The 17921-nt window shown below is 75.3% G+C and carries 20 protein-coding genes; 11 read left to right on the forward strand and 9 right to left on the reverse strand.

From position 1 onward, the window contains the following. Window positions 1-305: 305 nt before the first annotated feature. Window positions 306-1403, reverse strand: a complete 1098-nt coding sequence (locus ACIPLC_RS01875) for a hypothetical protein (RefSeq protein WP_400469873.1) — start codon at window positions 1401-1403, stop codon at window positions 306-308. Further along, entirely contained in the window at window positions 1400-2272 is an 873-nt protein-coding gene (locus ACIPLC_RS01880; RefSeq protein ID WP_400469876.1) for an RNA polymerase sigma factor, read from the reverse strand. Before ACIPLC_RS01880 ends, ACIPLC_RS01875 begins: the two co-directional genes overlap by 4 nt. Window positions 2273-2579: 307 nt before the next feature. Here ACIPLC_RS01880 and ACIPLC_RS01885 point away from each other — a divergent pair, with 307 nt between their 5' ends. The 3 genes from ACIPLC_RS01885 (at window position 2580) to ACIPLC_RS01895 (ending at window position 5172) form a co-directional block, all read left to right on the forward strand. Then, window positions 2580-3287, forward strand: a complete 708-nt coding sequence (locus tag ACIPLC_RS01885) for a VC0807 family protein (RefSeq protein WP_400469879.1) — start codon at window positions 2580-2582, stop codon at window positions 3285-3287. A gap of 153 nt (window positions 3288-3440) precedes the next feature. Then, on the forward strand, window positions 3441-4181 hold the full coding sequence (locus tag ACIPLC_RS01890) for a tyrosine-protein phosphatase (RefSeq protein WP_400469882.1): 741 nt from the start codon (window positions 3441-3443) through the stop codon (window positions 4179-4181). 241 nt (window positions 4182-4422) lie between these two features. Further along, window positions 4423-5172 (forward strand): Clp protease N-terminal domain-containing protein, encoded by a 750-nt coding sequence (locus tag ACIPLC_RS01895; protein WP_400469885.1) that lies wholly within the window; start codon window positions 4423-4425, stop codon window positions 5170-5172. Window positions 5173-5245: 73 nt separating this feature from the next. On the opposite strand, the gene ACIPLC_RS01900 is transcribed toward ACIPLC_RS01895, so the two are convergent. From ACIPLC_RS01900 to ACIPLC_RS01910, 3 genes are all read right to left on the reverse strand, one after another. Next, window positions 5246-5737: an NUDIX domain-containing protein gene (locus tag ACIPLC_RS01900; RefSeq protein ID WP_400469888.1), complete on the reverse strand. Its 492-nt coding sequence runs from the start codon at window positions 5735-5737 to the stop codon at window positions 5246-5248. Window positions 5738-5850: 113 nt separating this feature from the next. Continuing rightward, window positions 5851-6291 carry a hypothetical protein gene (locus ACIPLC_RS01905; protein WP_400469891.1) on the reverse strand — a complete coding sequence of 147 codons (441 nt, stop codon included), beginning with the start codon at window positions 6289-6291 and terminating at the stop codon, window positions 5851-5853. Between the two features lie 110 nt (window positions 6292-6401). Then, window positions 6402-6839 (reverse strand): SRPBCC domain-containing protein, encoded by a 438-nt coding sequence (locus ACIPLC_RS01910; RefSeq protein WP_400469894.1) that lies wholly within the window; start codon window positions 6837-6839, stop codon window positions 6402-6404. Window positions 6840-7017: 178 nt separating this feature from the next. On the opposite strand from ACIPLC_RS01910, the gene ACIPLC_RS01915 reads away from it, so the two are divergent. Further along, entirely contained in the window at window positions 7018-7344 is a 327-nt protein-coding gene (locus ACIPLC_RS01915) for an STAS domain-containing protein (protein ID WP_400469897.1), read from the forward strand. On the opposite strand, the gene ACIPLC_RS01920 is transcribed toward ACIPLC_RS01915, so the two are convergent. From ACIPLC_RS01920 to ACIPLC_RS01930, 3 genes are all read right to left on the reverse strand, one after another. After that, window positions 7252-8229 carry a sigma-70 family RNA polymerase sigma factor gene (locus ACIPLC_RS01920; RefSeq protein WP_400469900.1) on the reverse strand — a complete coding sequence of 326 codons (978 nt, stop codon included), beginning with the start codon at window positions 8227-8229 and terminating at the stop codon, window positions 7252-7254. The two genes, ACIPLC_RS01915 and ACIPLC_RS01920, sit on opposite strands and share 93 nt — an antisense overlap. 251 nt (window positions 8230-8480) lie before the next feature. Then, the gene (locus ACIPLC_RS01925; protein WP_400469902.1) at window positions 8481-8753 is read right to left on the reverse strand and encodes a hypothetical protein; all 273 of its coding nucleotides are present in this window, start codon (window positions 8751-8753) and stop codon (window positions 8481-8483) included. A gap of 171 nt (window positions 8754-8924) precedes the next feature. Next, on the reverse strand, window positions 8925-9191 hold the full coding sequence (locus ACIPLC_RS01930) for a UBP-type zinc finger domain-containing protein (protein ID WP_400469905.1): 267 nt from the start codon (window positions 9189-9191) through the stop codon (window positions 8925-8927). A 191-nt stretch (window positions 9192-9382) separates the two neighbouring features. Between ACIPLC_RS01930 and ACIPLC_RS01935 the strand changes: the two genes are divergently transcribed. Beyond that, window positions 9383-11932, forward strand: a complete 2550-nt coding sequence (locus tag ACIPLC_RS01935) for a lysylphosphatidylglycerol synthase domain-containing protein (protein WP_400469907.1) — start codon at window positions 9383-9385, stop codon at window positions 11930-11932. Between the two features lie 85 nt (window positions 11933-12017). On the opposite strand, the gene ACIPLC_RS01940 is transcribed toward ACIPLC_RS01935, so the two are convergent. Continuing rightward, a complete protein-coding gene (locus tag ACIPLC_RS01940; RefSeq protein ID WP_400469910.1) occupies window positions 12018-12215 on the reverse strand; it encodes a hypothetical protein in 198 nt (65 codons plus the stop codon). Window positions 12216-12452: 237 nt separating this feature from the next. Between ACIPLC_RS01940 and ACIPLC_RS01945 the strand changes: the two genes are divergently transcribed. The 6 genes from ACIPLC_RS01945 to ACIPLC_RS01970 all read left to right on the forward strand — a co-directional run bounded on the left by ACIPLC_RS01945 (window position 12453) and on the right by ACIPLC_RS01970 (window position 17902). After that, window positions 12453-12938, forward strand: coding sequence for a carboxymuconolactone decarboxylase family protein (locus ACIPLC_RS01945; RefSeq protein WP_400469912.1), 486 nt, complete (start codon window positions 12453-12455; stop codon window positions 12936-12938). A 154-nt stretch (window positions 12939-13092) separates the two neighbouring features. After that, window positions 13093-13737 (forward strand): class I SAM-dependent methyltransferase, encoded by a 645-nt coding sequence (locus ACIPLC_RS01950; RefSeq protein WP_400469915.1) that lies wholly within the window; start codon window positions 13093-13095, stop codon window positions 13735-13737. Then, window positions 13734-14315, forward strand: a complete 582-nt coding sequence (locus ACIPLC_RS01955) for a TrmH family RNA methyltransferase (RefSeq protein ID WP_400469918.1) — start codon at window positions 13734-13736, stop codon at window positions 14313-14315. Before ACIPLC_RS01950 ends, ACIPLC_RS01955 begins: the two co-directional genes overlap by 4 nt. Before the next feature lie 108 nt (window positions 14316-14423). Beyond that, complete coding sequence (locus tag ACIPLC_RS01960; RefSeq protein WP_400469920.1) at window positions 14424-15326, forward strand: ABC transporter ATP-binding protein; 903 nt, start codon at window positions 14424-14426, stop codon at window positions 15324-15326. After that, entirely contained in the window at window positions 15326-16900 is a 1575-nt protein-coding gene (locus ACIPLC_RS01965; RefSeq protein ID WP_400469923.1) for an ABC transporter permease, read from the forward strand. Before ACIPLC_RS01960 ends, ACIPLC_RS01965 begins: the two co-directional genes overlap by 1 nt. 69 nt (window positions 16901-16969) lie before the next feature. After that, window positions 16970-17902: a 3-oxoacyl-[acyl-carrier-protein] synthase III C-terminal domain-containing protein gene (locus tag ACIPLC_RS01970; protein ID WP_400469926.1), complete on the forward strand. Its 933-nt coding sequence runs from the start codon at window positions 16970-16972 to the stop codon at window positions 17900-17902. The last annotated feature ends 19 nt before the right edge of the window (window positions 17903-17921 follow it).

Consider the following 17921-nt stretch of genomic DNA (forward strand, 5'->3'; position numbering starts at 1 on the left):
GCGGTCGGGGGACCGGGCAGCGGTCCCCCGGCCGCCGGCGCGGGGGTGCGACCCGCCCTGACTGCGGGAGGGCGGGCCGCACGTTCCGGAGCGGCCGGGCCGGCGGCGCGTCCGGGGGGGTGCGCCTGCCGGTCCGGCCGGGGCCGGCCGGGCGGCCGGCGGGCACGGGGAGCCAACCGGCCACCCGGGGTCTTCGGGTGGTACTGACGAGCGGTACTGCGGGTGGTGCGGGTCCTGCGGTGGTGCGGTCCGGGTGGGCGGCGAGCCCGGGGGGAGTCGCTCGCCGCCCACCCGGAGTTCCTGGGTTACCTCCGGCCCGACGGGCTGTCGTCGGAACGGTCGGTCCTGCTCGGGCGGACGTCGGGCAGGGGCGGCACGGACGGCGGCGTCGGGACGGTCACGCCGGACCTGCTGGGTTTGGCCCCGTTGCCGCCGTTGCCCTGGCCGTTGCCCCTGTCCTGGCCGTTGTCCTTGCCCTTGTTCCTGTCCTGCCCGTTGCCCTGGCCGTCCTCGGTGTTCCCCTTGCCCGCGCCGGGGCCCGGACTGGTCCGGCCGGGGTCGCGGGGCTGCGCGGTGGCGCCCGGGTGGTCGGCGCCCTCGTTCCCGAGGGCCTCCGCGCAGTAGTCCGCCACCTTCTCCGCCCCACCGGCCGCCGCGACCAGCGGGCCGAACTGCGGCTCGGTGGCCGGCGAGCGCTCGCCCCGGCCCGTCCGGTCGGCGAACCCGTGGCAGAGGGCGGCCAGTACGGGCGCGAGCGGCCGAGGACCGTGCCCGTCGGCGTCGCCGGTATCGGCGGAGGGCGTGCCGGACTTCGGGGCGGTGGACGGTCCGACCGCCTGCGGGCCGCCCGAGGCGGAGCCGCCGCCGGACGGACGGGCGGACGGGGTGCCCGGCGCGGCGCTGCCGGGCGAGGCGGCGGACGAACCGGCCGACGAATCGGCGGACGCGGTGCCGGGCGCGCTGCCGGAGGGCCCACCCGCGACGGCGAGCGTGTGCTCGGGCGCGCCGGACCCTCCGCCCAGCGGGGACGGCAGGGTGCCGGTGCCGGCGGCGACCGCGACCCCGCACAGCGCGGTGGCGCCGAGCACGGCGGCAGTGGCCTTCGTGCTGAAGGCCCTGGCCAGCGCGGCGGTCGCCATTGATCGTCTCCGGACGGATGTGGTCACTACGGGGTCGGGCGTGAGACGGGCCTCCCGGAACGCGGCCAAGGCGGCCTGCTCCCCGGCCAGTTCGTCGGCCGTCGCCGGGGCGGCGGCCGCGGCGAGGATCCGGGTGAGCGGCCCGGGACCGCCGTCCGGTCCGGTGAGCGAGGCGTCCTGCCCGGCCGGCGGGCCGCCCACGGCACCGCCGAGCAGATGCTCGGCAGCGTCACGGTCGATCCGACGGGATCGGTTGGTGCTCATCTCATGTCCTTCAGCGTCGCGGCCCGGCGTTCTGTCACACCTTGCGGAGAACTTTTTCCCGCAGATTTCCCCGCAGGCCTCCCCGCGGGTTTCCCCGTGGGCTTCCCGGCGGCCTTCCCCACGGGTTCCTCGGCGGGTTCCTCGGCACGGGTCCGGCCGGGCCGCCGCACGGCCGGTTCGGCCTCGCGCGCGGCGGGGATCCCGACCCCGGCCGCGAAGGACTGCTCCAGTAGCTTGGCCAGCTTCCGCAGCCCCCGGTGGGCGGCCATCCGGACGCTGCCGGCCCGCTTGCCGAGCACCCGGGCCGCGCTCTCGGCATCCAGCTCCATGACCACCCGCAGCAGGACGGCCTCGGCCTGGTCGCGCGGCAGCCGGGAGATCAGCGCCAGCGCGTCGGCGGTGCCGACCGCGGCCAGCGCGGCGGCGGCGGTGTCGTCCCCGGCGGCCAGCCCGGCCAGGTACTCGAACGGCAGGTCGGCGACCGGGCGGCGGCGCCGGGCGCGCAGGTGGTCGAGCGCGCGGTGGCGCGCGACGGTGGCGGCCCAGCCCCGGAAGCCGTCCCCGTCACCGGAGAAGCCGCCCAGGTCGCGGGCGATCTGGAGCCAGGTCTCGGAGGCGATGTCCTCGGCGTCCTGGGCGTCCTCGGGGCGGCCGCCGACCAGGACCCGCAGGTAGCGCAGCAGGCCCGGCTGGACGGTCCGGAACAGCAGCCGGAACGCCTCCTCGTCCCCGGCCTGGGCGGCCCGGACGGCCTCGGTCAGATCAGCGGGAGCGGGGGCCCGGCCCGCTGGCGGGCCGGCGGGAGGTACTGGTCCGGACCGGCCGACGGGGCTGCCGGTGCCCGCTCCGGGGCGCTCTGCACTCTGCACCCGCCACATCATGCGCCATCCGGGCGAACGTCTCGGGGCGCGGGCGAAGGGCCGCAACCGCCGGGCCCGCGGTCCCGCCGACCGCTGCCCGCACACCCCGGGCCGCGAGCCGTGACGCCCCCCGCCCGGCCCGTGACCCCGCAGCCCGGGAGAATCAGCAGGTCAGAGCGGTTGTCACGGCCCGCGCCATGACAGCTGTCATGCGGATCCGGCAACGGACGGCACTGCTCTGACGGAGGGTCCGACGGAAAGACTGGAGGCACGACGCGGGCAGCGGCCCGCGGCCACCAGCGGGGAGGAACCCACCGTGAACCAGACCGTCACCACCACCGCCACCGCCGCCACCACCACCGAGACCGGCAACCCGTCCGCCTCCGGGCTCCGCCCGCTCGCCATCGACGTCGCCGCCCCGCTGGCCGGCTACTACCTGCTGCACTCGGTCTGCGGCCAGAGCGAGTTCGCCGCGCTGGCGTGGAGCAGCGCCATCCCGGCCGCCCGGACCGTCTTCGGCCTGCTGCGCGAGCGCAGGCTCAACCTGTGGGCCGCGCTGATGCTGACCGTGAACCTGGCCGGCCTGGCACTCACCTTCGTCACCGGTGACGCCCGGCTGATGATCGCCAAGGACGGCGGACTGAGCGGCACCCTGGCGCTGGCGGTCCTGTTCTCGGCGCTGGTCGGCCGGTCGGTGCTGACCCCGGTGCTGATGCCCTTCATCACCAAGGGCAAGCGCGACCGCACCGCCGCCTGGCAGCGACTGGCCGAGGGCCGGGCGGCCGGCTCCCGGGCCTTCCACCGCCACGAGCGGGTGTTCGCGGGCGTCTGGGGCACCGTGCTGCTGGCCGAGTGCGTAGCCCGGGTGGTCGGCGCCTTCACCCTGCCGGTGGCGACCATGGCCTGGCTGTCCACCGTGTTCCTGATCGGCGCGATCGCGGCCGGCTCGCTGCTGGGCCAGATCGCGGCCGATCCGATGGAGAAGCTGGTCGCCGCCGAGACCGAGACCCCGACCGCCGCCTGACCTCCGGAAGGGCATCCCCACCCCGGACCGGTGCCCGCACCGGTCCGAACGCCGGATGTCGGCGATCCGAACGGTACGGAACCATCCGGATCTCCCGGGAGTCCTTCATAACGAGGGGGTAACGGGACCCCCGGTCAAGGAAACGGGGCCCCCATGAGCCGGACGCGCGCGCTGACCACCACCGAGGAGCGCACCCTCGTCTGGGACGGCTGCCTGAACGTCCGCGACCTGGGCGGACTGCCCACCGCCTCCGGCCGACCGACCGCCCACGGGGCGATAGTCCGGGCGGACAACCTGGACCGCCTCACCGCCGAGGGCTGGGACGCCCTCCTAGACCACGGCGTCCGCACCGTGGTCGACCTGCGCAACACCGAGGAGTACAAGCCGCTCCTCCCGCTCCCCGAGGGCGTCGAACTGATCCGCGTCCCGCTGGACGAACTCGCCGGCCCCGCCTGGTGGGAGGCCCACGGCCGGCTGGACGGCACCCCGCTCGCGCTCCGCCCCTACCTGGACCACTGCCCGCACGCCGCCGCCGCGCTGATCGCCGCCATCGCCGGCGCCCGCCCCGGCGGCCTGGTCGTGCACTGCGGCGCCGGCCGTGACCGCACCGGCCTGGCGGCCCTGCTGCTGCTCGCCCTGGCCGGCGTCGAGCGGGCCGCGATCGTCGAGGACTACCTGCTCAGCGGCCCCAACGTCCGCCCGCTGTACGGGATGCTGGGCCTGCCGGACCAGTACCACCGGATCGACGCGGTGCTCGCCGAGGCCGGCACCACCGCCGAGGCCGCCCTGGAGGACGCACTGGAGGGCCTCGACCCGGTCGGCTACCTGCTCGCCGCCGGGGCCACCCCCGCCGAGGTCGCCGCCGTCCGGGCCCGGCTGCTGCCCGCCGCGTAGCGGCCACCGGGCTTTCGCGGACTTCCCGAACCGCCGGGCTCGCCGGGCTCACCGGGCCAGGCCGGTTCCTACAACTCGGCTACCTGGAGCTTGAGTTCGCGAGGCGCCCCGGTCTCAGGCGGGGTCAGGATCCACAGCCCGCCCATCGGACGCCTCCGTTCCGCAGGGGCCACCGAAGACTACTCGCGCGTAGCGTCAACCAATGGTTGACGATGCAGATGCGACAACCTACGGTTGACGCATGGAGAATCCCGTCGTTCCCAACACCACTCCGCTGCGCCTCGACGACCTGATCGCCGCGATCAAGAAGGTCCACCCCGACGCGCTCGACCAGTTGTCCGACGCGGTCATCGCCGCCGACCACCTCGGCGACCTCGCCGACCACCTGATCGGCCACTTCGTCGACCAGGCCCGCCGCTCCGGCGCGTCCTGGACCGACATCGGCCGCAGCATGGGCGTCAGCAAGCAGGCCGCCCAGAAGCGGTTCGTCCCCAAGGACCCGGGCACGCCCACCGACCTCGACCCCAGCCAGGGCTTCGCCCGGTTCACCGACCGGGCCCGGAACGTGGTGATGGCCTCCCAGGAGGAGGCCAGGAAGGCCGGCAACGCCGAGATCACCGCCGAACACCTCCTGCTCGGCCTGCTCGCCGAACCGCAGGGCATCGGGGTCAAGGCGCTCGCCGCCCAGGGCGTCACCCCGGAGGCCCTCCGGGAGGCGACCGCCGCCGCCCTGCCGGCCGCCGCCGAGCAGGTGCCCGCGCTGATCCCGTACGGCGCGCAGGGCAAGAAGGTGCTGGAACTGACCTTCCGCGAGGCGCTGAAGCTCGGGCACAACTACGTCGGCACCGAGCACATCCTGCTCGCCCTGCTGGAGCTGGAGAACGGCGCGGGCGTACTCGCCGGACTCGGCGTCCAGAAGTCCGAGGCGGAGACCTTCACCTCCGAGGCCATCAAGGCCATCATCGACGCCCGGAACGCCGAGCAGCCGTGAGGCGGGGCCCGGCCCCGGGCGGAACTCCCGCCCGGGGCCGGTCGGTTGAGCTGGCGCCGGGCCCGGTCGCGCCCTAGAAGCCGGAGATGGGCGTGGTGACGATCCGCACCCGGCCGTCGGCGGCCGCCTCCAGCGCCGCCCGCAGCCGGGCCGAACGGGCCGGGCCGAGGAGTTCCAGCGCCTCCTCGACGGTGGCCCACTGGTACCGGTCCAGTTCGCCGGCCGGGACGGTCACGGGGGTGCCGTCCGGGACGGTGCCGAAGTCGAACATCAAGTGCTGTGCGGGGTGGTCGAGTTCGGCCGAGGGGTGGGTCCAGGAGATGGCCAGCAGGCTCCCGGTCGCCTTGACGATGCCGGTCTCCTCCAGCAACTCCCGCGAGGCGCACTCCACCGGGCCCTCGCCGAGGTCGATCGTGCCGCCCGGGAACTGCCAGTGCTCGCGGTACCCGGCCTTCACGATCAGGATCCGGCCGGACTCGTCCCGCAGCAGGCAGCCCGCCGCCGCGTAGATCCTGGGCAGGGACGCCAACCATTCCTCACGGGACTTCAAGGGCTCGGCCGTCACTGGGATCCTCCTGGGGCACGGTGGTTCTGCACCGCCCACTCTGCCACCGACCCACCCGGGGGCGTCAGCCCCGGCGGTGGTCGGGCAGCGGTCAGGCGGTGCTCGGGCGACGGTCAGGCGCCGGCCAGGATCGCGTTGGCGCGCTCCGTGACGGCCGTCAGTACCCGTGCGGCGACGGCCAGTTCGTCGGCGGGCAGGCCGCCGTAGACGCGCTCGACGATGTCGCGCACGCTCTCGGAGATCCGGGCGTGCAGCACGCGCCCCTCCTCGGTGAGGGCGAGCACGGCCGGTGCGCCGGACTCGTCCGCCCAGCCGACGGCCAGGACCTCGTCGACCGTGGCGGCGGCCACCGCCTCGGCCACCTTCAGCGCGTCCGCCAACCGGCCGATCAGGACGCCGCGTTCGATCGAGCCGCCGGGTTCGCCGCCGATGCCGTTGAGGGCGAGCTGCTGGTGGAAGGTCAGCCCGAGCCCGGTGAGCGTGCTCTCCAGGACGGCGCGGGTGGAGTAGTGGGCGAGGCCGATGGTGCGGCCGTTGAGGACGGGGGTGGACACGGCTTACTCCTTCGACGGGACGGACGGGGGTCCGCCCCGGCATCGGTGGGCAGGTCAGCGGGCTTGGTCGGTAGGCAGGTCGGCGAGCAGGCCGATGGGCGGGGAGGGGCTCAGCGCTGGGCGGCGAGGTGCTCGACCAGGCGGTCGAAGCTGGAGTTGAGGCCCGCCTGGGCCTCCGGACCGCAGTACATCGCCGGCACCTCGGTCTGGTGCAGGACCACCTCGGTGCGGCCGTCGCCGAGGTCCTTGAAGGTCAGCGTGGAGTGCATGCCCGCGCTCTCCTCGACCAGGGCGATCAGCTCGCCCGGGCGGATCTCGGTGACCGTGGCGCGCATCGGGTAGGCGTCGCCGGTCGCGTCGATGATCATGGTGCTGTCGTAGCGCCCGCCCACCCGCGGCTCGATGGTCACGGTGTCCAGCTCGACGTGGGTGCCGACCGGGCCCCAGAAACGGACGAACTGCTCGGGCTCGACGTAGGCGCGGAAGACGGCGTCCGGGGTGGCCGGCAGCTCGCGGGTGATGGTCAGCTCGCCCAGGTTCTCGGTCATGGTGTCGTCCTTCGTGCTTCGTGATCGCGGCGCCAAGGTGGCGCTTTCACAGGAGTAGACCGAGGCCGCTACCGAAACTCATCGCTCCACGCGGAGATTCTTTCGAGAAGTTGCCGGGGAGTTCCGGGGAGTTCGGCCGGAGCCGATGAGCCCGGGCCGCCGGGCCGGTCCAAGCAGTATGGACACCACGCCGAAACCCCCGGCCGCCCCCGTGCTGACCTGCGACCTGGGCACGCTGACCGCGCCCGACCTGGCCGTCGTCGACGCCCTCGCCCGGCTGCGGCTCGCCGCCGCGCGGCACGGGGTGGGCGTGGTGCTGCTGAACGCGAGCGGCCCGCTGCGGGAGCTGCTCGCGTTCAGCGGGCTCGCGGCCCTGCTGCCGGGGGCCGCGGACCCCCTCGACCTCGGGCGGCTACTCGGCGTCCAGCCGGGGCGGGAGGCCGAACAGCGGGAAGAGCACGTCGGTGTCCAGGAAGTTGGTGAACCCGGTGATCCGGCCCGCTGACACCTCCAGCACGATCAGCGCCCACGGCTCGTGCCCGCCCGCCGGGCTCGGCCGGTACTGGGCGAAGGCCGGACCGCCGTTGGCCGTCACCGGGATCAGCCGGGAGCCGCGGCAGCCGTGGCCCGGGCCGAGCATCCAGGCCCGGATCTCGCCCTGCCCCCGCAGCCACATCGCGTACGGCGGCATGTTGAGCGTGACGTCCTCGTGCAGCAGCGCGGCGAGGCCGTCCATGTCGTACGCCTCGAAGGCGCGGACGTAGCGGTCCAGCAGCGCGCGGTGGTCGCCGTCCAGGGCGGGGGCCGGACGGGCGGCCGCGCCGTCCGTGGCGAGCACCGCGCGTGCCCGCTGAAGCGCGCTGTTCACCGAGGCCACCGTGACGCCGAGCAGTTCGGCCACCTCGGCGGCCTTCCAGCCGAGCACCTCGCGCAGGATCAGCACGGCCCGCTGCCGGGGCGCGAGGCGCTGCAGCACGGCGACGAAGGCCAGCTTCACCGACTCGCGCTGGGCGGCCACCTCGGCCGGGTCACCCGTCTCGGGCAGCACCCGGCCGTCCGGCGCGGGGCCGATCCACGCCACCTCGGGCAGCTGGGCGTCGCTCGCGGTGGCCACCGTCACCGGGCCGGCCAGGTCCATCGGGCGGGCCCGGTTGTTGCGGCCGTTCAGCGCGTCCAGGCAGACGTTGGTGGCGATCCGGTACAGCCAGGAGCGCAGTGCGGCGCGGCCCTCGAAGCCGCGGTGGCCGCGCCAGGCGCGGACCATCGCCTCCTGCACCGCGTCCTCGGCCTCGAAGACCGAGCCGAGCATCCGGTAGCAGTAGCCGGTCAGCTCCGTCCGGTACCGCTCCAACTGGAGCTCGACCGGCTCCTCCGTGATCAGGTCGGCCATGGTGCGCCCCCGTCGTCCCGCCCCGTGCTGGTGAACGGCACGAAGGTACTCCAGCCCACTGACAACCGCCTCGGCGCGCCCCCGCGCCGACCGCGAACCGGCCCGGAGTCGCCTCGCGGCCGCCCCGTCGAACACCCCGCTGAGCACGCGTCGGGAGCACGCGTCGAGGGCACGCATCGGGGGCGGGCGTCGGGAGCACGCGTCGGGGGCGGGCGCCGGAACGTGGCGCCCGCCCCCGGCCCCGGATCCGCTCAGTGGGCGGAGTGCTTCTCCGCACCCCGGTGCCGGTGGCCCTTGAGCTCGGCGTGCATCGCCGGGGCGGCGTGCCCCGCCGAGGCCGCCCGGTCGCGTCCGCCGTGCCGGAAGGCGTCGGGCGCGGCGTACCCGGCGATGGCGGAGGCCATGGCGTCGGCGCGCAGCGTCGGCACCAACCGGGTGGGCGCGGTCGCCATGCCGCGGCGCTCCAGCAGTTCCTGGGTGCCCCGACGGAGCTTGGCGGTGCTGCTCGGTGTTCGCTTGGTCATCGTCGGCCTCCCTTCGGCGGTCACCGGCCGGACGGATGTCGACCGGAGGGGCCGGGGGCCGCATGGGCTTTATGTCCGGATTTTATCCGGGTTGCGCCCCGGTGCCACAGGGAACGGCCCGCAGCCGCCCCGGGCCCGGCCCGATCCGCGGGGCGCGCCCCGCACCACGCCTCAGCCCATGACCTCGTGGACGAAGCACCAGCGCCAGTCCTCGCCCCGCTCGTACGAGCGGATCACCGGATGCGAGGTGTTGTGGAAGTGCGCGGTGGCGTGCCGCTGCGGCGAGAAGTCGCAGCAGCCGATGTGGCCGCAGTCCAGGCAGATCCGCAGGTGCACCCAGTCCCGGCGCCCCTGGGCCAGGCAGTCGGCGCAGCCGCCGGCCGGCGGGAGGGGCTGGATGTCCTGGGGGGCCGCGGCGAGGTCTTCGCAGGCACTCATGCCCGCAGGGTAGTGACGGCCGGGCCGGACCCGGCCTCAAGACACGCCGCGCCCCCGGTCGGCCTTCCCGGCGCCGCCCTCCGGGCGGACGACGGGAGTTCGGCGACGCGGCCCAGGGTCCGCTCCCCCGATCCGGTCCGGCTTCCGGGCTCCGGCTCCACCGTCACAGGAGGCATGGGAGCATGCCACCCGTGGCGATCGTGACGGGGAGAACGAACGGCGACACCGGCAGTGGCGAAACCGCCGGCACGCCCGCACCGGCGGACACCGGCGTACCGGCACGCCCCGGAGCCGACCGGGGCCCGGCCCGGGCGGTGTCCGAGACCGGCCGGATCCGGCAGCCCGTCGCCCTGATCCGGCTGCTCACCGGGCTCATCGCCATCGCCCTCACCCTGCTGCTCGCCGACTACGCCCGGGCCACCACCGGCGGCATCGCCGCCGACGTCGCCGAGGCCGCCGAACTGGTGCCCCGGCCGCTCGCCGGCCTCGCCGGCGGCCTCACCACCGCCGCCGTGCTGCTGCTGCCGGTCGTCCTCGCCGCCCGCCGCCTCCTCGGCCCCGACCGGCGACGCGCCCTCCAACAGGTCTCCGACGGCCTGCTCGCCGCCGTCCTCGCCTACGGCGCCACCCTGCTCCTCGACCTGTGGGCCGACGGCGTCGCCCCGGTCTCCCTGCTCGCCGCCCTCACCCAGGCCCTGCCGGGCGGCGCCCTCGGCCACACCGAGCCCGTCTACGGCTACCTCGCGCCCGTCCTCGCCTTCATGACCGCCTCCGGCAACCGCGAACACCGGGCCCCCTGGGCCGTCCTCACCCTCTCCGGCCTCGCCGGACTCGCCGGCGGGTACGCCACCCCCACCGCCCTGCTGCTCGGCCTGCTCATCGGCTGGACCGGTGCCCACGGCACCCTCTACGCCGTCGGCACCCCCGACCCCCTGCCCAGGCCCGGCGAGATCCTCCGGGCCCTGCGCGAGAGCGGCCTGCGCCCGGCCGAGGCCCACCCCGCCGGGCCCGACCGCTACCTGGTCCGGCAAGCCGACGACCGGCCCGACCTCGACGTCCAGCTCCTCGACCGGCAGGCCGTCACCGCCGCCGCCGTCCAACGCGCCTGGCGCCGCCTCCGGCTCCGCACCGCCCCGCACCCGCGCGCCCTGCGCTCCCCCCGCGCCGGCCTCGAACACGAGGCGCTCGTCACCTACGCGGCCCTCGCCACCGGCGTCCGCACCCGCCGCATCGCCGCCACCGCCGGCCTCGGCCAGGACACCGCCCTCATCGCCTACGAACACCTCCCCGGACGCACCCTCGACCGGCTCGCCGACGAGGAGATCACCGACGACCTGCTGGCCGACGCCTGGCGGCAACTCGCCCGCCTCCAGCGCCGGGAGATCGCCCACCGGGCGCTCGTCCCGTCCTCCCTGCTGGTGGACGCGACGGGCGCGGTGCACCTGGTCGACTTCGCCGACGGCGACATCGCGGCCAGCGAACTCGTGCTGCGCTGCGACATCGCCCAGTTGCTCACCACCCTCGCCCTGCGGGCCGGCGCCGCCCGCTCCGTGCACACCGCCGTCACCGTCCTCGGCCCCGACACCGTCGAGGCCGCCCTCCCCCTCCTCCAGCCCATCGCCCTCGCCCGCACCACCCGCCACGCGCTCAAGCACGCTGCCGGTACGGCCGCCGCGGCCCGGCCGGGCGGCCCGGCGGACCCCGGGCACGACGGCGCCGCCGCCGGTGGGGGCGGGCTGCTGGAGGAGATCCGGGCGGAGGTGCTGCGGACCAGGCCGCAGGCGGAGGTGCGGCCGGTGCGGTTGGAGCGGTTGCGGCCGCGGACCCTGCTGGCGGTGGTGGGCGGGGTGGTGGCCGGGTGGCTGCTGATCCCGCAGCTGTTCGCGGCCGAGGACAATCCGATCGCGGCGGTGGCCGACGCCGATCCGGCCTGGCTGGCGCTGGCGCTGCTGGCGGCGGCGCTGAGCCACGTGACGGCGGCGATGGGGTTCGTCGGGTTCGTGCCGGAGCGGCTGGACTTCCGCAACGCGGTGCTGGCGCAGCTGGCCGGGGCGTTCGTGAAGCTGGTGTCGCCCGGGGGCGTGGGCGGGATCGCGTTGAACACCCGGCTGCTGCAACGGGCCGGGATCCCGACCGCGCAGGCGCTGTCCAGCGTCGGGGTGGGGCAGTTGATCGGCCTGGTACTGCACCTGCTCCAGTTGGGCGCCTTCGTCTACCTGCTGGACCTGCAACCGGGCGGTTCGGAGCTGGACGCGCTGCCCGCCGTGGTGGGCGGGCTGGCGGGGGCGGCGGCGCTGCTGGCGGTGGTGTCGGCGGTGCCGCCGGCCCGGCGCTGGCTGGCGGCGCGGCTGCGGCCGCTGACCACCGAGGTGCTGCCGCGGCTGCTGGACCTGCTGCGCAGCCCGGCCCGGCTGGCGGTGGGGCTGACCGGGCAGTTGCTGGTGTCGATCTGCCTGATCGGCTGCCTGTACTGCTGCACCCGGGCGATCGGCCGGGAGCCGTCCTTCGCCTCGGTGGCGGTGGTGTTCCTGGTGGGCAACGCGGCGGGCAACGTGGCGCCGACCCCGGGCGGGGCCGGCGCGGTGGACGGGGCGCTGATCGCGCTGTTGCAGCAGACCGCGTCGATGGAGGAGGGCGGCGCGCTGGCGGCGGTGGCGACGTACCGCCTGCTGACGCTGATCCTGCCGGTGCTGCCGGGCTGGGCGGCGATGACCTGGTTGCAGCGCCGCCGGGCGCTGTAGCGCCCCGGACCGGACCGGGCTGGGCCGGGCTGGGCCGGGCTGGGCCGGGCTGGGCCGGGCTGGGCCGGGCTTGGCCCGGGGGCGCCTACTCGCGGTACTCGTCCTCGTCGAGCTGGACGACGCGGCTCTGCTCGGCGGCGTCGGCGACGTCGGTGGCCGGGTCGGCGCCGACGGCCCGGCGTTCGGCCACCTCGTCGTACTCGTCGCCCTCGGGTGCCTCGTCGTCGGGTTCGACGGCCCCGGCGGCCTCGTCGATCAGGTAGTCCTCGTGATTCTGCGGCATGACGTCCGTCCTCACTGTTCGGAGGCGCTGTTTCGGAGGCTCCCACGGGCGCGGGGGCGGTACTGCCCGCGGGCGCGGGGGCGGTACTCGCAGTATCCGCCGCCGGGCGGCCGGGCGCGATCGCGCCGGGGCGGCCCCGGGTGACGTCGGGCCGGTCGGGGCGGGGACGATTGACCCGTGGAACCAGTGATCGAATGACCCATGGTGCGGGTGCATTCCGTACCTAGGGTCGTAGCCATGACGACGAACGAGACGAACGAGACGCCCGAGACCACCGCCTCCCCCGCCCGCATCGACTTCGCCCGCACCGCCCCCAAGGTGTTCCGCGCGATGATCGCCCTGAACGCCGCCGCCCGCGACGGCCTGGACCCGGCGCTGGTGGAGCTGGTGCAGATGCGCACCTCGCAGCTGAACAACTGCGCGTACTGCCTGGACATGCACGTCAGGGACGCCCGCAAGGCCGGCGAGAGCGACGAGCGGATCTACCTGCTGCCGGTGTGGCGGGAGGCCCCGGCCGGGGTCTACTCGGAGCGCGAGCGGGCGGCCCTGGCACTGGCCGAGGAGGTCGCCGGGATCGGCGGCGGGGTCTCGGACGCGGTGTACGCGCGGGCCGCCGCGCACTTCGGGGAGGCGGAGCTGGCCCAGCTGATCTCGGTGTGCTTCACCATCAACGCCTGGAACCGGATCAACGTGGCCACCCGCAAGGCCCCGGGCACCCGGTAGCGCCGGCGGGCGTCCGCGGCGGCGTCCGCAGCGCCCGGGCCGCCGGCCGGCACGGAACGCACCGCAGGCCACCGGGGGTACGATCGGTGCCGTACCAAGGGCTTACCCACACCCACCCGGTGGCCCCGAGGCCCTTACGAACGACGGGGAAATCATGTCCGGCTCGCACTACTTCACCGGTGCACCCGAGGTCGCCAGCGAGCGCCGGCCGATCACGGTCTCCCTGCCGGACCTCACCCTCGAACTGACCACCGACACCGGGGTGTTCTCGCGCAGCCGGCTCGACCCGGGCACCCGGATCCTGCTGGAGCACGCCCCGCCGCCGAGGGTGCGCGGCCCGATCCTGGACATCGGCTGCGGCTACGGCCCGATCGCGCTGACCTGGGCGAGCCGGCGCAAGCGGCTGCCGGTCTGGGCGGTGGACGTGAACGAGCGCGCGCTGGAGCTGGTGCGGCTGAACGCCGAGGCGCTGCGGCTGGGCAACGTCCAGGCCGCGCTGCCCGAGGACGTCCCGCAGGACGTGCGGTTCGCCACCATCTACTCCAACCCGCCGATCCGGATCGGCAAGGCCGCGCTGCGCCGGCTGCTCACGCACTGGCTCGGCCGGCTGACCCCGGACGGCTCGGCGTTCCTGGTGGTGCAGAAGCACCTGGGCTCGGACTCGCTGCAGAAGTGGCTGAACGACCAGGGCTACCCGACCACCCGGGTCGCGTCGGTCAACGGGTTCCGGATTCTGGAAGCACGACCCCGCCCGGAGCCGGGCGAGGGCACGGAGAGTGGACGGGGAACGTCGTCGTGAAGCAGTTGCGCGGGACCGAACTGAAGCGTCTGCACCGCTCGTGGCGGCGCAGCAACGAGTTCCGGCTCGCGATGATCCTGGAGAACCTGCAGTCGCCGTTCAACGTCGGCTCGGTGGTGCGGACCGGGGCCGCGATGGGCGCCGAGAAGCTGTACCTGGCCGGGGACACCCCGTCGGTGCGCTCCTCGGGCGCGCAGAAGGCCGCGATGGGCACCGACAAGTACCTGAAGGTGGAGCACTTCCCGACGGTCGCGGAGGCGGTCGCGGCGGCGAAGGCGGACGGCTTCAAGGTGGTCGGCCTGGAGCTGGCGGACGAGGCGGTGCCGATGTTCGCCGCCGAACTGACCCCGGCGGTGGCCTTCGTGCTGGGGCACGAGGACCGCGGGATCACCCCCGAGGCGCTGGCGCTCTGCGACCAGGTGGTGTTCGTGCCGCAGCTGGGCCGGGTAGGCTCGCTGAACGTGTCGGCGGCCGCGACGGTGGCCTGCTACGAGGCGCGCCGCCAGGGGTACGCGATCAGCGGCGCCCCGGACGGCAGCGACCTCGGCGGCGACCTCGGCGGGGCCGACGACGAGTAGGACCTGATCCGATCGGGAGGGGTGTGCCGAAAGGCCCACCCCTCCCGGTCGTTTCCGCCCGCCATCTCTGCCGAACGGCAGATGTGCCCGGCCGCCCGCACCGGAAGCATGGCGGACGTGACAGAACTCCAGATCCTCGACCTGACCAAGCGGTACCGCGGCGGCAAGCGCGCCGTGGACTCGTTCTCGCTGACGCTGCGGCCCGGCGTGCTCGGCCTGCTCGGTGCCAACGGCGCCGGGAAGTCCAGCCTGATGCGCATCCTCGCCACGGTCACCCGGCCCACCTCGGGGCGGGTGCTCTGGGACGGCGCGGACACCGCCCGCCGGCCCGGCCCGCTGCGCCGCACGGTCGGCTACCTGCCGCAGGACTTCGGCGGCTACCCGCAGCTCACCGCCCGCGAGTTCCTCGCCTACCTGGCCGCCGCCAAGGGCCTGCGGCGGCGCCACGCGAAGGCCCGGATCGACGAACTGCTCGAACTGGTCAACCTGTCCGGCGCGGCCGGGCAGCGGCTGGGGGCGATGTCCGGCGGGATGCGCCAACGGGTCGGCATCGCGCAGGCGCTGCTGAACGACCCGGCACTGCTGATCGTCGACGAGCCGACCGTCGGGCTGGACCCGGAGGAGCGGCTGCGCTTCGGCGGCCTGCTGACCGGGCTCGGCGCCGAACGGATCGTCGTGCTGTCCACCCACATCGTCTCCGACGTGGCCGCCACCGCCGACCGGATCGCCGTGATGGGGCACGGCCGGCTGCTGCACCACGGCACCCCGGAGGACCTGCTGCGGGGCGCGGCGGGCTCGGTCTGGGAGCTGACCGTGGCCGCCGACCAACTCGCGCCGCTGCGCTCGCGGTTCCTGCTCGGCGGCACCACCCGCACCCCGCAGGGCGTCCGGGTCCGGGTGCTGTCCGCGCACCCTCCCACTCCGGAGGCCGAGCCCGTCCCGCCCCGGCTGGACGACGCGTACCTGCTGCTCACCGCCGCCCAGGCCGGGCCCGAGCGGGTGGCGGCGTGATGACCGGCGTCCGGGCGCTCGCGCTCGCCGACTTCCGGGAGCGCCGCCGACGGCCCGGGTACCTGGCGGTGCTGCTCGGCACGCTCGCACTCGGACTGCTGGCCGCGCCGGTCGGCGACTCCCGCTGGGAGGTGTTCCAGGTCACCGACCTGCACGGCCGCTACACCAGCGGCTACGTGGGGACGGTGACGGCGCTCGGCGGCGCGGTCTGGCTGTCGCTGGCCGGCTTCGGCATCGCCCGGGGGGCGATCGAGCGGGACGAACGGACCGGCGTGGGCTCGCTGCTCGCCGCCACCCCGCTGACCAGGGTCGGCTACCTGGCGGGCAAGTTCGGCAGCAACCTGCTGCTGTTCGGCTCGATGCTGCTGGCCCTGGCCGGGACGGCCCTCGGCGTGCAGTTGGTCAAGGGCGACTCCGGGCACGTGGACGTGCTGCGGCTGCTGCTGCCGTACGTGCTGATCACGCTGCCGCTGCTGGCCGCGGTCGCCGGGTGCGCGGTGCTCTTCGACACCCTGCCCGGGCTGCGCGGCGGGCTCGGGGCGATGGTGTGGTTCGGGGTCTGGCTGATCGCCGTGCTCGGCGCGCAGGCGGGCGACGGGCCCGACCTGCTGGGCATGCGCCGGATCACCGCGTCGATCCGGGAGGCGATCACGGCCGGCGGGCAGCCGGCGGACGGGGTGGAGTTCGGGGTCGGGCTCACCGCGGACAACCGGGTGCTGGGCACCTTCGACTGGCCCGGCCTCGGCCCCGGCGAGGCGGGCGCGCAGGCCGTCGGGGCGCTGCTGCTGACCGCCGTCGCGATGGGGCTGGCGCTGCTCGGGGCGCTCTGGTTCCGGCGCTTCGACGGGGACGGGCCGCGCCCGGCCGCGGGGGCGTCCGCAACCGGGCGGACCGAGGGCCCGGCGCCCGAGTCCGGGGCGGCCGCCTTCGCCCTCGACCCGGCCCGGCTGACCCCGGCATCGGCGGCCCCGGCACGCCAGGGCGGCGCGGTGCTCGCCGCCCTCGCGGGCGAGCTGCGGATCCTGGTGCAGGGCCAACGGCTGTGGTGGGCCGGGGCGGCGGCCCTCGCCGTCATGGCGGCAGGGGTCACACCGGACGGCCCGAGCCACCCGGTGCTGCCGTTCGCGATGCTCTGGCCGGTGCTGCTGTGGTCCCGGATGGGCCACCGGGCGGGCGGCGGCAGCATCGGCGACCTGCTCGGCGCCTGCCCCTCGCCACTGCGCCGGGGGCTGGCCGCCCTGCTCGCCGGGGTCGTCCCGGCCCTGGCCGTGGCAGCCGTGCCCGCCGGCCGGCTGCTCGCCGCCGGGCAGCCCCGGGCCGCCGCGGGCGCCCTGGCGGGGGCGCTGCTGATACCCGCCCTGGCGCTGCTCTGTGGGGCCGTCACGGGCGGGCCGCGGCTGTTCCAGTCGCTCTACCCGATGCTCTGGTACGGGATGATCAACCACGTCTCCGGGCTGGACTTCCTCGGCGTCTCCGGGGAGCGCGCCCCGGCCCCGGCGGCCGTGGCCGCCGTCGCCGCCGCCCTGGCACTCGGCGCGCTCGCCCTGGACGCGATCCGCGAGGCCGCCCGCTGACCGCCACCGCACGGCGGTGGTCAGCGCAGCGTCAGCTAAGCGTCAGCGCCCCAGGCGACTGTAGTTGGCATGACGTCGATCACGGCAGTCTCCAGCTGTCTTCCCGACACCATCCCGATCGCGCGCTTCCAACAGGAGCTCCAGCTGACGGATGTGCAGCTCCGGCGCTACCAGCGCTTCTACGGGCTCTCCGAGGTGTGCCGTGACCCCGCGGCCACCGAGACGGAGCTGCTGCTGCGCGCCGCGACCAAGCTGGTGGAGCTGCGCGGACAGGAACAGCGCGTCAAGTACGTCCTGCAGGCCCGCACCATGCCGTCGCCGCTGCCGTACCCGACGACCTCGCTCCGGCCGCTCCAGGTCGAGCTCGGCCTGGAGCACGCCGCCGGCTTCGTCGTCTCGCACCACGCCTGCGCCTCCGGGCTGCTGGCGCTGGACCTGGCGGGCACCCTGCTGGCCGCCGACCCCGACCCGAACGCGCTCGCCCTGGTCCTGGCCGGGGAGAAGGCGTGCACCACCCAGACGCAGTCCATCCCGGACGTCACCGTGATGGGCGAGGGCACCGTGGCCTTCCTGGTGAGCGCGGACCGCACCGGGCCCGACCGGATGCTCGGCTACGCGACGCGCACCCACACCCAGTTCGGCGACGAGTTCATCATGGGCGACGCCGCCGCCAAGGAGTTCCAGGACCTGTACGGGCCCGGCCTGTGCGAGGTGATCGGCGCCGCCCTGGAGGAGACCGGCTGCGGCCTCGACGAGCTGGCGCTGGTGCTGCCGCACAACGTCAACCGGCTGTCGTGGATCGGCGTCTGCAAGGCGCTCGGACTCCCGCTCGACAAGGTCTTCCTCGACCTGGTCGGCGAGACCGGGCACTGCTTCTGCGCCGACCCCTTCATCAACCTGCAGAAGGCCACCGAGCTGGGGCGGCTGCGCCCCGGCGACCGCTATCTGATGACCAGCGTGGGGCTCGGGGCGACCTTCGCCGCGATGGTCCTGGAGCACTGACGGCCGGCCGCCCGGACAC

It is taken from the genome of Kitasatospora sp. NPDC086801, assembly GCF_044745805.1.
Taxonomy (GTDB): Bacteria; Actinomycetota; Actinomycetes; order Streptomycetales; family Streptomycetaceae; genus Kitasatospora.

Excerpts from the sequence above, each read along its gene's own strand:
- ACIPLC_RS01875 (WP_400469873.1), bottom strand. The coding sequence starts at position 1,403 with ATGAGCACCAACCGATCCCGTCGGATCGACCGTGACGCTGCCGAGCAT.
- ACIPLC_RS01890 (WP_400469882.1), top strand. The coding sequence starts at position 3,441 with ATGAGCCGGACGCGCGCGCTGACCACCACCGAGGAGCGCACCCTCGTC.
- ACIPLC_RS01895 (WP_400469885.1), top strand. The coding sequence starts at position 4,423 with ATGGAGAATCCCGTCGTTCCCAACACCACTCCGCTGCGCCTCGACGAC.
- ACIPLC_RS01910 (WP_400469894.1), bottom strand. The coding sequence starts at position 6,839 with ATGACCGAGAACCTGGGCGAGCTGACCATCACCCGCGAGCTGCCGGCC.
- ACIPLC_RS01915 (WP_400469897.1), top strand. The coding sequence starts at position 7,018 with ATGGACACCACGCCGAAACCCCCGGCCGCCCCCGTGCTGACCTGCGAC.
- ACIPLC_RS01920 (WP_400469900.1), bottom strand. The coding sequence starts at position 8,229 with ATGGCCGACCTGATCACGGAGGAGCCGGTCGAGCTCCAGTTGGAGCGG.
- ACIPLC_RS01925 (WP_400469902.1), bottom strand. The coding sequence starts at position 8,753 with ATGACCAAGCGAACACCGAGCAGCACCGCCAAGCTCCGTCGGGGCACC.
- ACIPLC_RS01930 (WP_400469905.1), bottom strand. The coding sequence starts at position 9,191 with ATGAGTGCCTGCGAAGACCTCGCCGCGGCCCCCCAGGACATCCAGCCC.
- ACIPLC_RS01940 (WP_400469910.1), bottom strand. The coding sequence starts at position 12,215 with ATGCCGCAGAATCACGAGGACTACCTGATCGACGAGGCCGCCGGGGCC.
- ACIPLC_RS01945 (WP_400469912.1), top strand. The coding sequence starts at position 12,453 with ATGACGACGAACGAGACGAACGAGACGCCCGAGACCACCGCCTCCCCC.
- ACIPLC_RS01950 (WP_400469915.1), top strand. The coding sequence starts at position 13,093 with ATGTCCGGCTCGCACTACTTCACCGGTGCACCCGAGGTCGCCAGCGAG.
- ACIPLC_RS01960 (WP_400469920.1), top strand. The coding sequence starts at position 14,424 with ATGGCGGACGTGACAGAACTCCAGATCCTCGACCTGACCAAGCGGTAC.
- ACIPLC_RS01965 (WP_400469923.1), top strand. The coding sequence starts at position 15,326 with ATGACCGGCGTCCGGGCGCTCGCGCTCGCCGACTTCCGGGAGCGCCGC.
- ACIPLC_RS01970 (WP_400469926.1), top strand. The coding sequence starts at position 16,970 with ATGACGTCGATCACGGCAGTCTCCAGCTGTCTTCCCGACACCATCCCG.